This window comes from Pandoraea sp. NE5 (genome assembly GCF_024363545.1).
GTDB lineage: Bacteria > Pseudomonadota > Gammaproteobacteria > Burkholderiales > Burkholderiaceae > Pandoraea > Pandoraea cepalis.
This window is the reverse complement of record NZ_AP025517.1, coordinates 1,573,886-1,585,571: the sequence shown is the minus strand read 5'-3', so window position 1 is coordinate 1,585,571 and position 11,686 is coordinate 1,573,886. Positions and strand designations below refer to the sequence as shown.

Sequence of the window (11,686 nt, the reverse complement as noted above, 5' to 3'; positions counted from 1 at the left end):
CATTACTTCGCCGGCACCACTTGCACCGGCGCGTTAGGCGTCTCGCCGTACATCGCCGGTTCGTACATCGCCTCGACCCGCGTTGGCGGTGTCGCGAACGTGCCGACGTTGTTCAGACGCACCGTGTACTCGATCCGATGCTGCCCCTTCGGCAGGTAATCGTAGTAGGCACGGTAGGTGTCCTGCGCGCGCTCCTCGAAAGCGGGCGTGGCGCCTTCGCTCTTCTCGCCTTGCGTGGCGATGACCGAATCGCGTCCAAGCCCGCCACCCAGCACTGTCGCCCCGCCAGGCAGCGGATCGCTCACCACGACCCAGCGCATGTCGGCCTGCGCGTCGATATCCAGACGCACGCGCAATACCGCACCACGCACGAAGCGATCTCCCGAACGATCGGCGACGTCCTGCACTTGAACACTGCGCGTCACGCGATAGCCGGCGGAGAACGGCGCCTTGAGCGGAACGGCGGCCAGGCTCTGGATCGTTGCCCAAGGCTTGCCGGCGCCCGTCTGATCCAGGCGCAATACATCGCGCGCGCTGTCCTTTCCGGCTGCCGCGTTGCTCAACCATGGCAACGAGACGGCCGGCGGCACGGTGCCTGCCTTGAGCTTGTCCCAGTCGACGGTTTGCACGCTGCCGCTCGTCTGGTTGTCGCGCTGCCACTGAATGGCCGTGTGTCCCGTCGGCGTGTCGCGCTCGAATCGTGCCGAGAATCGATCCACGGCCAAACCGCCCCAGACGTTCGCCGTGGTCGTCGACCAGGCCCCGCGCGACTGCAGTCCCAGCAGGCCGATCACGAGACGCGGCATCTCGTCCTTCCATGCCGGATTCGCGTTCATCAGCAACGCCAGCCGCGCCGCGTTGGTCTCGGGGCCGACCATCAGCCACCAGAGCCCGTCGCTTGCCTGCGTGGAGAAGCCCACACGTGTTCCCTGATACGACAGACGCGCCCGCAGGATCTGCTCGGCCTGCGCCATGCGCTCGGCACGCTGTGGCGCGTCGGGCAGGCGCTGCAGGATCGCGTACCAGTCGATGACCGCAGACGTCGGCCAGTCGTTCGGCGCGAGGGTGAGCGAACTCAGCATGCGTGCGCTTGCCCGACCGTACCGGGACAACGCTTCGATGGCGCTCAGCTTGCGCAACGTCAGGTCGTCACGCGGGGCCCAGAAGCGGCGCGTGAGACGCCCTTCGACGAACGCCGTCAGTCCGTCCTCCATGCGTGCCAGCGCGTCGTCCGGCAACGCATAGCCTGGGTCGAGCGCCTTCGCTTCGCTGCTTACGGCCAGCAGATAGGCAGTGAGCGTATCGCTGCCCTGATTCGCAAAACCCTCTTGCGGCGGGAAGTAGCTCGCCAGCCCGTCGTCGTCGAGATACGACGGCAGCGTGCCCATCACCCGTTTCCACTGCGCAGTGTCGCGCATGCCGATCGCCTTCGACGCCAGTTGCTCCAGGCAACCGTACGGATAGACCTCGAACCAGCGCTTCACTCCCGGCAATCCCTGCGACAGACGCGGTTGCAGGCTGATGCGAACCCCGCCGCGCAACTTTCCGGTGCTGTCTGCCACCGCGCCCGCTGGCGGTGCCATGGGCAGCGTCAGACTGCCTTCCACCTGCGTGAGCACCGACTGCTGGACGCTCGCAGGCAACGACGGCTGAATGTCCTGCCCGACCTTGATGGCATCGCTCGCGGCGGGCGCCGTGCCCGTCGCCGGTGCCTGTGCGCTGACTTCCCACAACACGCGTTGGGCACGCGTGTCCGCCAGTCCGGCAGGCGCCGTCACGTCCCACGTCACTTCACGCGATTCGCCGGCCGGCACGTCAACCCGTTGCGGTGCCAGGGTCAGTTGCGTGGCGCGTGCGATCAACTGCACCTGCATTGCATGTTGCGTGGTATTGCGCACGGTGAATTGGGCACGATACATGTCGCCCTCGCGCACCAGCGGCGGCAAACCCGAGATCAATTGCAGGTCCTGCGTGGTGCGAATGGTCGCAGTCCCGGTGCCGAACCAGCCAAGCGCCTGCGCACCGGGCCTGCCATCATCGGCCACGGCCACGATGCGGAAACTGGACAGCGCGTCGCCCAGCGGCACGTCCACACTCGCCTCGCCCTTGTCGTCGAGCACGACGCGCGGTTGCCAGAGCAGCAGCGTGTCGAACAGCTCGCGCGTCGGACTCTTGCCGCCGCCGCCGCCCGCCGGTACGGCCTTGCGACCGTAGTGGCGGCGTCCGATGATCTCCATCTGCGCGGTGGCCGTCGTCACGCCGTAGCTGCGACGCTGCCACATGGCATCGAGCAGATTCCAGCTGGTATTCGGCGCCAGCTCCAGCAGCGCCTCGTCGACGGCCGCAACGGCAACCTCGGTGCCGGCCACGACCGGCTTGCCGTCCGGCTGCGTGACTTTGATGCGCACCTTGGCATGACCGCGCACCGGGTACGTCGCCGCGTCCGGCTTTACTTCCACGCCCAGACGCTGCCCCGCCGTGCCCACACGCAACTCGGTCAAGCCGAAGCGATAGGCCGGTTTGCCCAGATCCACCAGCCCCGTCGGGGCCTGATACTCCCGGCCCTCGTACCAAAACGCCCGGAACCATTCCAGCGGCTGCTTCCAGCCCCATTGGAAGAACGAGTACCAGGGCACTTCATGGATTCGACCGCGCACCGCCAGCACCGACACGTAAACGTTGGGGCCCCAGGTGGGTTCGACCTTGAGCGAAATGCTGGGGTCCTTGCCGGAGATCTCCATCGTGCGCGTCTGGATCACGCCTTCGCGCTCGATCGCGACGAGCGCCGTTGCCGAGCGGAACGGCATGCGCACCTGAAGCTTGGCCGTCTCGCCCGGCTCGTAAGCCCGGCGCTCCGGCAGCACATCCATCCGGTCGGTATTGTCACCGCCGAACCAGACCTCGCCGCGTCCCGTCACCCACACGCTCGTTGTCGACGTACTCAGATTGCCCTTGTCGTCCTTGGCCTGTGCCACGAGCGTAATTTCGCCCGGCTGCGAGAGCGAAACGTCGCACGCCAGCAAACCGCGCTCGTCCGTCTTGCCGCTGCACACCGTGCCGAGATCCTTGACCTCGGTGTGGTTGTCGTACGCATAGAACCCCCCCACCATGCGCTTGCGACTGCTGGTGGTCATCCGCGCCTCGGCGCGCACGTCCATCGCCACCCCGGCCTTCGGCTTGCCCTGCAAATCAAGCGCGAGCGCCTTCACCGGAAGCTTGTGGGTCACCGACACCCAGCTCTCGCTGCGCACGCCTGTGATGAGATTCGCGGGCCACAACGTGGCATTGCCCCGAAGCGTCTGAATTTCGCCGTTCGGATCCGCGAAGCTCGCCTCGAGCACGAGATCGCTTGGACGGTCGACCTTGGGCAAGTCCTTGAGCGTCAGATTACCTGCACCGTTTCTGTCGAGCACAAGCCGTTGCTTGTCGGCGACCAGCTTCTGATCGCTCGCTCCCGCACTCTCGTCATTGCCCTGATCCCCGTCATCGGCCTCCGACTGCGCCGACGGCGGACGGTACGGCGTGAAGCTGAAATCGTCATACCCGTCGAAGGTCATGTCTCGCACGCGCAACAACGCCGAGACGCGCACCGGCAAGTTGCCCGCCGGGCCACCCGCCACGTAGTTCACCTGCACATTTACCGGGGCTTCGGTCTTGTTGATGAGCGGTGACTTCGCGGCATCGCGCACACCAATCGATCCGGCCAGCACCGGCAGACGGAAAGCCTCCACGCGGAAATGCCCCGCGTCGAGCGATGATGGATACGACTTCGGACGCGAATCCGCCTCCGTGTAGTCGAGCGTCACCGCGTACTCGCCAAGCTTCGCGCCCTGCGGAATCTGGAAAGTGTTTTCGGCGAGCCGTCCGTTGCGCCACTTGATGGGCTGCGTGTAGGTTTGTCCGGAACCCTCATGGGTGATCGTCAATTGCGACGGCAGACTCGCGGGCAACACCAGCCCCTGCATCGTTTCCTGACGGATGAAGTGCTTCATCGACACCGTTTCGCCAACGCGGAACAGCACGCGGTCGAATACCGTTTGCGCGCGCACGGTGGGACTGCTGCCACCGTCGGTCGGCACATGAAACCGCCAGGGCTCGATGCCGCGATCCCAGTCGGAAGACACGAACGCCATGTCGGGATCGTTACCCTGCGTGCGGGCGACCACGAAGTACCCCGAGCGCATCGTCTTCTCGCAGTACCGGTATCGCTCGAGCGACTTGTCGATCTTCGCCACGCCCGTCTTGTCGGTCACGGCGCTCGCCACTTCGCTGCCATCGCAATCGAGCACTCGCACCTTCGCATTGGCCACCGGCTGGCCTTTGTCCAGCGTCGTCACCCACGCAATGGCATTCTCGCGGCCCATCTTGAAATGCACCCCAAGATTGGTGACGAGCACCGTCGTGCGTACGTACATCGGCAACGACTTGCCCAACAGGGCCGCCCCGAGCGATGGCGAGGCCAACTCCACGACATAAAAGCCGGGCTTCTGGAATGGAATGCCGACCACTTCGAACGGGCGCGGATCTTTCTCCTTGGGCACGGGCAGGGTCAACGCCTGGACGCCAGGCCATCCGGACAGCAACGACAGGCTGCGCGTGTCATAACGCGTGATCTTGTCCTCGACGATCACCGCGGCATTCGGCCCGAACGCCACATTGGCCGCTGGGGCCGTAAGAATCGACGGCATCGCCTGCGCAATCTGCTTGCGGGTCATCGTCGTTTCGTCGAATCGGCGCACGCGCGACATCCAGTTCATGACCTCGGCGTCGTCGTCGACCCGCAGTTGCAGGGTGCGTCCGCTCTCGCCGCCCCCGCCGGGCTTCGCGGCCTCGCCAGCCACCCCCAGCCCGTTGATTTGCAGCGCGGGCTCGACCTTGCGCAGCGTGACCGGCAGCATCGGCGGCATGCCGGGCTCGGCAAAGCGCTCCACAATGCCGAACGGCGCGGCCGCGAACTTGGCCAGCGGCGGCATCGTCGCCGTCTTCGTCTTCAACGGGAATTCGCCGGCGTTGTCGAGCGCTCGGCCACTGTCGTCCGTAAATCCTTTCGGCAGCGAGATCGTCAGCTCGGCCTTCTCGGGGAACGGCGCGTTGAACGTGACATCGCTCACACTGGACGTGCGATCCGAATCGCTGAACGTCGGCGACCGTTCGGCACCCGCGCCATGCAGACGAATCTTGGCCGCCATGTCGCGCGCAACGGGCGAGTTGAACGTCAGACGCAGTGGCCTCAACGGCGTGCAGGGCGCGTTCGCATTCTCGCGCTCGCAACTGAAACTGGCCGTGAACGGTTCACGCACATCGTATTCAAAACGTCGCGCCTGCTTCGTTGGCACGCCCGATGGCGTGGTGATACCCGCGCCCCACACCAGATGCATCTTGGCGCCCGCCGCAAGCGTTCGGTTGCATTGCAGCATGACGACACGCGCTGCCTGCTTCTCCAGACTGAAACGCTTGAGCAACGCCGAACGCGTGCCGCCCTCGATTCCCTTCACGCCGATGCGTTCCCCAACCCCTTCCGTCTCGCACCAGGCGTGTTGAATCACACTGGCGGGCTGCGCCGCGCCATTGAGCGTAAGGATGAAGATCTGGTTTTCGTCGATGGGACCGTACGACGGACGGATGGACGTGACGGCCGGGCCGCCCGTGTTGAACGCGTAACGCGTGGTGCCCGACAGCGCGGCGCCCGAGACGGCGGACAACCCGCCGCGCAGCTCCACCGAGCATTTCGCACCCGGCGGCAGCGACGACTTGAAATCGTAGACCCAGATCTTCGGTTCGAGCCAATGGCCCTCGCCTGCGAGCGACGTGTCGGTGCACTTCACGGCGGCTGGCGCCTGCGCGCGCGGATCGCCCGCCGGCACCATGGCTTCGTCGAACTTCACGACGACCTGGTCCACACTCGCGACCTCGCCTTGCGGACTGACGCTCGTGACGCGCGCCGCCTGCACGGGCGACGCGGCGAACCCACCAAGACACAGCACCGCCCACACCCACGGCGCGGCCGGCCAGACGCGTTGCGTTCGGCTTTGCATGCCGGTCTCCTCCCGAGTTCTGGTCAGGCGATTCTACCCCGCAGTCGTTGGCATTTCGAACCGTTTCCCTTCCCATGCACATCGGGAAACCGCATTTCGGATCGGCCGCTCGACCGAGGCGGAATCTTCTGGGTTGGGTTCCAGGATTCGCCTATGTCACACTGGCACCTTTCCATGTTCGCAACGTGGGCGCGTCATGTCTCTAGCCATTCTCCACCCCAAGAAGAACGCACTGGTCTATCTGGTGAAGATTCTTAGCGGCTCGCTGATCGTCTGGTTCGGCCTGCGGGCGGCAGGCTTTCCAGAGCCTTATTGGGCAATGATCTCGCTCATCATCGTGACCGAACCGGACCCGATGCAGGCGCGCAGCAACTTCAAGGCGCGCTCGATCAACACGATCACCGGGGCCGTCATCGCTTGCATCGTCTTACTCGTCTTCGGGCCCGGGCTGGCGGCCATGCTTGTGGGCATCACGCTGGCCACGCTGGCTGCAATGCTGGTGCAGAACTATCCGGCCAATTGGCGTCTGGGCCCGGCCACCGTGGTCATTCTGATGTCGGCAGCGTTGAGCGGACAGGGGCAAGGGCTGCATCAGGAGCTCAGCCTCGCCATGTTGCGCGTGATCGAAGTGCTGATCGGCTCCACTGTCGCGCTCATTCAGTCGCTAATCTATGGGCGCTACGTGAAGCCCTGGTTGATGCCCACTGACTGAGCCGTCGAACATAAGGCCGCGCAAACGGCTTGCCGTCCGATCCATCGATCGGACAAGCGAACGCCTGCCCCAAGCGCGCAGGGACATGCCGGGACATCCGGCAAAGGGCGGGAAAATAGCGATGCGAGGCGGCGTGGCGCCGCGCCCGCTCAGCGAGACGATTGTCGGTTCGCCAGATAGTGCAGCGGCAGCGCATTGCTGCGCTTGAAAGCGCTGAGCACGATGTTCGAGCGCACGTTCTCCACGCCCGGCACCTGCATCAGCCGCTTCATGACGAAGGCCGACAGGGCATTCAGATCCGGCACCACGATGCGCAGCAGGTAATCCGCCTCGCCAACCACCGCGTGACACTCGAGCACTTCGGGCAACAGATCGATTTCCGCCTGAAAACGTTCGATGACCTGATCGCCATGATGTTGCAGACGCAACGTCGTGAATGCCGTCACGGCCAGACCCAACGCTTCGGGTCGCAGCACCACACGATATCCCTCGATAACGCCTTCAGCCTCGAGCCGCTGCAGGCGGCGGCCTATCTGCGACGCGGAAAGCGCCACGTGCTCCGCTAACTGATGGTGCGTGGCACGCCCCTCCTTCTGCAACGCGTCCAGAAGAGCCAAATCGAAGTGATCCAGAACAAGCATGACGATTCTCCGCAATAATTCACATTTTTATGCGAAATTTATGCAAACGACTTTCACCACAGGCGCATTATGCGCCCATTTCGCATGCCATGCGCACTACACTTTCAATCACTGTCACTGCCTGATTGAGTCGTTCGCATCATGTCCCTTACTGCCATGCTCCGAGAGCAATTCGATGCCGGTCTCACGACCCGGCCCGACTTCACCATTGAACAACCCGTCGATCAATACGGCGCGGTCGATCACGCGGTGTGGCAGCAACTCTACGAACGTCAAACGGCGATGCTGCCGGGCCGGGTCTGCGATGCGTTCATGGACGGCATTCGCGCCCTCGACATGGACGCGCGTCGCGTGCCGGAGTTCGAACACCTGAACGAAAAACTGATGGCGGCGACCGGCTGGCAGGTCGTTGCCGTACCCGGACTCGTGCCGGACGATGTCTTTTTCGAGCATCTCGCAAACCGCCGCTTCCCGGCGACGTGGTGGATGCGCCGTCCCGACCAGCTCGACTACCTGCAAGAGCCCGACTGCTTTCACGACGTCTTCGGTCACGTGCCGCTGCTCGCCAATCCGGTGTTCGCCGATTTCATGCAAGCCTACGGCAAAGCCGGCAAGGTCGCGCAATCGCTGGGGGCACTCCCGTTGCTCGCCCGTCTGTACTGGTACACCGTCGAATTCGGCCTGATGCGCGACGGCGACGGCCTGCGCATCTATGGCGCCGGAATTGTCTCGAGCCGCGGCGAAACCGACTTCTCGCTGACCTCGCGCGCGCCGAATCGGCTCGGATTTTCGCTCGAGCGGGTACTGCGCACGCAATACCGCATCGACACATTCCAGCAGACGTACTTCGTGATCGACGACTTCGCCCAACTGTTCGACGCCATGCGTGCTGACCTGCCCACGCTGTTCAAGACGTTTGCCGACCAGCCGGCATTCGAGGCCAACGCCCGTCATCCCGACGACACGCCTATCCTGTTGCCGGCATGATGCACGGTCTGGCAGGCCCCGGGTCGCGCCGCGGCCTGTCGTTCGACGCCTCCTGGCGCCCGGTCTTATGTCCCGACCCTTCGCGTTATAGGACAGGGCTCACGCACACGCCCAGCTCGCCTGTGAAACAATAGGTCGCATGAACCGGCAACCCTGCCGCTTCGTGGGCGCTGCGTGCGGCCCAGCCGACAACCCTCCTGACAACCGTACGCAGCCATCACTGACGCCATGCCGGCGTCGGTGCATGCCCGTTGGCCCGATTTGCACTGAACGCTTTGAAAGGAATGCCATGACAACACGACTCTCCTCCGAGGCACGCGCCAGCCTGACCGAAGTGCTGCCAGAGTGGCACCAGGTGGTCGGACGCGACGCCATCCAGCGCAGCTTCACATTCCACGACTTCAATGAGGCCTTCGGCTTCATGGCGCAGGTCGCGCTCAAGGCCGAGAAGATGAACCACCATCCAGAGTGGTTCAACGTCTATAACCGGGTAGACATCACCCTCTCGACGCACGACGCCGACGGCCTGACCCAACGCGATGTCGATCTGGCCGTGGCCATCGACCAGTTCGCAGGCGATCGCGCCTCCAACTGACCTGCCGCTGCGCGCTTGCTGCCGCGGGTAACGCCCGACGCGTTCAGCGCTTCGGTGCGAGCAGCGTGCCACGGCACGCCTTGGTACCGCAGTGGCAAGCGTATTCGCGTTTCAGTTTTGCCGTGTAGCGCGCGTCGATCACCAGACCGTAGTCGTAAAACAACTCTTCGCCAGGCTCGATGTCGCGCACGGCATAGATATAGACATGTTCGCCCTCTTCACGCGCTTCGCAGTTGGGCGAGCAGGCGTGGTTGATCCAGCGGGCGTTGTTGCCGTCGACCTTGCCGTCGATGCACCGTCCGTCTTCCAGACTGAAGTAGAAGGTGTGCGTCGGGTGGGCCGGATCGTGAGGATGGCGGCGCAAGGCCTCACGCCACGAAATGATCTCGCCCTTGTACTCGATCACGCGATCCCCTTTCTTGAGACGCTTGAGCGCGTACACCCCCTTACCGTGGACGCCGGACTTCCTGACTTCGATTCTGCGCTTGGCTGCCATCTCTGTGCGATGAGGTTTCGTGGATGCAAAAAAGCGCAGTGTACAGGCAGGCGACACTCATGTGCGTGACAAGCGTCGACGAAAAAAAACGTCACCCGGTACCGAATGACGTTCTCCCCCTGGCTCGCGCCGCCTGCGCGTGACGAATGCCGGTCAGCCGCTCAGGTTTTGCTATACAGCTTCCAGACTTTGCGCTGCATGGCGATGTCGGCGTCCTCATGCGCGTTGCAGTCCAGCGGCAGGCGCGAATCGTCGTACGTCACATTGAAGTGATCGCAGTGGTATTGGCCTTTGCCGCGCGCCGAGACTTCGAAGTGGCTGCACGTCAGGCACATGCGTTGCGATGGTACGTCGCCCCGCTCCTGCATCGTGAAGATCAGCTTGACGAGCGTTCGGTAGAGTTGGGCACATTCCTTCTCGCCCAGCGATTCCGACGCCGTGGTCAGGAAGTTCGGCCATTGCGACGCCTTTTTGGCTGCCGTCTTGCCGCGCGCGGTCAGACGCAGCGCCAGGGCACGACCGTCGTTCGCATCGCGACGCTTCTCGACCAGACCCTTGTTTTCCAACGTGCTTACGGCCTCGCTGACCGTGGCCGATGTGAGTGCGGCATCCTCCGCAATCTCGCCCAATCGCATCGGCACGCCACGCGAGAGCAAGAGCGTCAGAATCTCGCCCTGCGTCGGCGTCAATCCAGCCATTGCCGCGCCCTCCCAGGCGTGGCTCCGTAACGCGGTTCCCATGCGCAACAAACCGGCTGTCACGCGCTTGGGCAGCGCTTCATCTAGTGGGGTCGGAGTAGCCATGATTTTCGTTAGGATTTCTAAAAACTATACGTCAGTAAAACAGCTTGTCAAATGAACTTACGGGCGGTGCATCACACGTCTCGTCATTGCCTTGCATCCATGTCGGCGCCCCGCCCGGGGGAAACCCTAAGCCACTTCCGTGTCGATACGCGACGGCAAGTCGCTGTTGAACCCACCGCCCCACCACGATTCCATTGTGTGTTCTGAGTTTGATTTTGGCGTATCAGTTCTTGTACTGATCTCCCAAATCCTACTCAAGATGTTTACAAAATATTGGTGTCCTGCGCACTCGCTTTGCGAAGGATCAAATTGGGAAAAACATTTCGCATCCCATGCCAATTACGCGGCAGATCGAACAGGCGTCGCCCGCAGCGGCCGTTGGGAACCGCCTCGCATCCCGCACGATCTCCGCGCACATCGGCAAAGCCTCGCCAGACATGGCTCGCAGACCTTAGCGATCCCACCCACGGGCCACCATCGCGGACAACGATCTTGTGAAAATCCACTCGATTTTCGAGACATTTCGGCGCCATCCGACATGCGGCGTGAGCGTACCCGATGCCCTGCGTTTCGTAGCAAACGTCCAACGACATGCGAATCATTTGAAACGCGACCGTAAATCGCCAATCGGCGAGGGAGGTGCTGCGCAGGAAACTGGAGGGAAGTGCGGGGCAACGTGTCCGCAGGAGGCCCCTTCCGGACACGCGAATTGAAGAATTTGACAGTACCAGCGATCTCGCTCGTTACATTCTGCAAAACCAGCATCTTTCACTTCTTGCACCACGCACGCCAAGTCACATTTCAAAGTGGCGAGATTGTATCCGCGAACCGTTCGGCTAACGCAGGAACGTCAAAATTATCCACAAAACCCCGTTTTCGAGGGTGTTCTGCACAATATTTAGGCACCTGTGGATAACTTTCTGGATAACCTGTCGGACTGGTTGTGCATGGGTTCGGGATAACTCGCGAATCTTTCCACAAGGCCAAAAACTGTTCCGAGTTGTTCTTGGGATACCCGCTGTTTTTCCATCCAGTTCTCATTCGGGCAACTTTCTGTTTACTCAACGTTAACTGTGGTTATCCACAGGAGTGGGCCGCCTTTGTTAACTACTACTATGTATACATACAGTAAACCTATTAAAACCTTAAAACCTTGCTATGGGCGACGCAAAATCGGCAAAACGCGCTCAGCCTGAATCGTGGAAAACGCATCGCTTGCGATGCACAATTCGGCCAACGGCGCCGGCACACGGCGCGTCGTGGGTGGGACTAAGCGGAAACGTTTGCTGCCCGGTAGCGCGTGCTGGACGGTTGCAAAACGTACGGGCAAGAAAAAACCCCGCCAAGGCGGGGTTCCTCACACCGATCGCATAACAACGATCGCGTCCAGAGACCGACGGTACCCAGTCCGGCCCGT

7 protein-coding genes are annotated in these 11,686 nt (G+C 62.7%); 3 read left to right on the top strand and 4 right to left on the bottom strand.

All coding sequences use genetic code 11. From position 1 onward, the window contains the following. Positions 1–2: 2 nt before the first annotated feature. Positions 3–6,035: an alpha-2-macroglobulin family protein gene (locus tag PanNE5_RS07255; RefSeq protein ID WP_261939541.1), complete on the bottom strand. Its 6,033-nt coding sequence runs from the start codon at positions 6,033–6,035 to the stop codon at positions 3–5. A 196-nt stretch (positions 6,036–6,231) separates the two neighbouring features. Here PanNE5_RS07255 and PanNE5_RS07250 point away from each other — a divergent pair, with 196 nt between their 5' ends. Beyond that, complete coding sequence (locus PanNE5_RS07250) at positions 6,232–6,747, top strand: FUSC family protein (protein ID WP_017233862.1); 516 nt, start codon at positions 6,232–6,234, stop codon at positions 6,745–6,747. A 149-nt stretch (positions 6,748–6,896) separates the two neighbouring features. Here PanNE5_RS07250 and PanNE5_RS07245 read toward each other — a convergent pair whose 3' ends face one another. Continuing rightward, positions 6,897–7,388 (bottom strand): Lrp/AsnC family transcriptional regulator, encoded by a 492-nt coding sequence (locus PanNE5_RS07245; RefSeq protein WP_017233863.1) that lies wholly within the window; start codon positions 7,386–7,388, stop codon positions 6,897–6,899. Between the two features lie 141 nt (positions 7,389–7,529). Here PanNE5_RS07245 and phhA point away from each other — a divergent pair, with 141 nt between their 5' ends. Both phhA and PanNE5_RS07235 read left to right on the top strand, forming a co-directional pair. After that, the gene (phhA, locus tag PanNE5_RS07240) at positions 7,530–8,375 is read left to right on the top strand and encodes a phenylalanine 4-monooxygenase (protein WP_261939540.1); all 846 of its coding nucleotides are present in this window, start codon (positions 7,530–7,532) and stop codon (positions 8,373–8,375) included. 289 nt (positions 8,376–8,664) lie between these two features. After that, on the top strand, positions 8,665–8,970 hold the full coding sequence (locus PanNE5_RS07235) for a 4a-hydroxytetrahydrobiopterin dehydratase (protein WP_017233865.1): 306 nt from the start codon (positions 8,665–8,667) through the stop codon (positions 8,968–8,970). A gap of 43 nt (positions 8,971–9,013) precedes the next feature. Here PanNE5_RS07235 and PanNE5_RS07230 read toward each other — a convergent pair whose 3' ends face one another. Beyond that, the gene (locus PanNE5_RS07230) at positions 9,014–9,466 is read right to left on the bottom strand and encodes an SET domain-containing protein (RefSeq protein ID WP_017233866.1); all 453 of its coding nucleotides are present in this window, start codon (positions 9,464–9,466) and stop codon (positions 9,014–9,016) included. A 161-nt stretch (positions 9,467–9,627) separates the two neighbouring features. Further along, positions 9,628–10,269, bottom strand: a complete 642-nt coding sequence (locus tag PanNE5_RS07225; protein WP_261939539.1) for a MarR family winged helix-turn-helix transcriptional regulator — start codon at positions 10,267–10,269, stop codon at positions 9,628–9,630. Positions 10,270–11,686 lie beyond the last annotated feature (1,417 nt).

Bases quoted from the DNA above. Each gene is read 5' to 3' on its own strand.
- PanNE5_RS07255 (WP_261939541.1), bottom strand. From the start codon at position 6,035: ATGCAAAGCCGAACGCAACGCGTCTGGCCGGCCGCGCCGTGGGTGTGG.
- PanNE5_RS07245 (WP_017233863.1), bottom strand. From the start codon at position 7,388: ATGCTTGTTCTGGATCACTTCGATTTGGCTCTTCTGGACGCGTTGCAG.
- PanNE5_RS07225 (WP_261939539.1), bottom strand. From the start codon at position 10,269: ATGGCTACTCCGACCCCACTAGATGAAGCGCTGCCCAAGCGCGTGACA.
- phhA (WP_261939540.1), top strand. From the start codon at position 7,530: ATGTCCCTTACTGCCATGCTCCGAGAGCAATTCGATGCCGGTCTCACG.
- PanNE5_RS07235 (WP_017233865.1), top strand. From the start codon at position 8,665: ATGACAACACGACTCTCCTCCGAGGCACGCGCCAGCCTGACCGAAGTG.
- PanNE5_RS07230 (WP_017233866.1), bottom strand. From the start codon at position 9,466: ATGGCAGCCAAGCGCAGAATCGAAGTCAGGAAGTCCGGCGTCCACGGT.
- PanNE5_RS07250 (WP_017233862.1), top strand. From the start codon at position 6,232: ATGTCTCTAGCCATTCTCCACCCCAAGAAGAACGCACTGGTCTATCTG.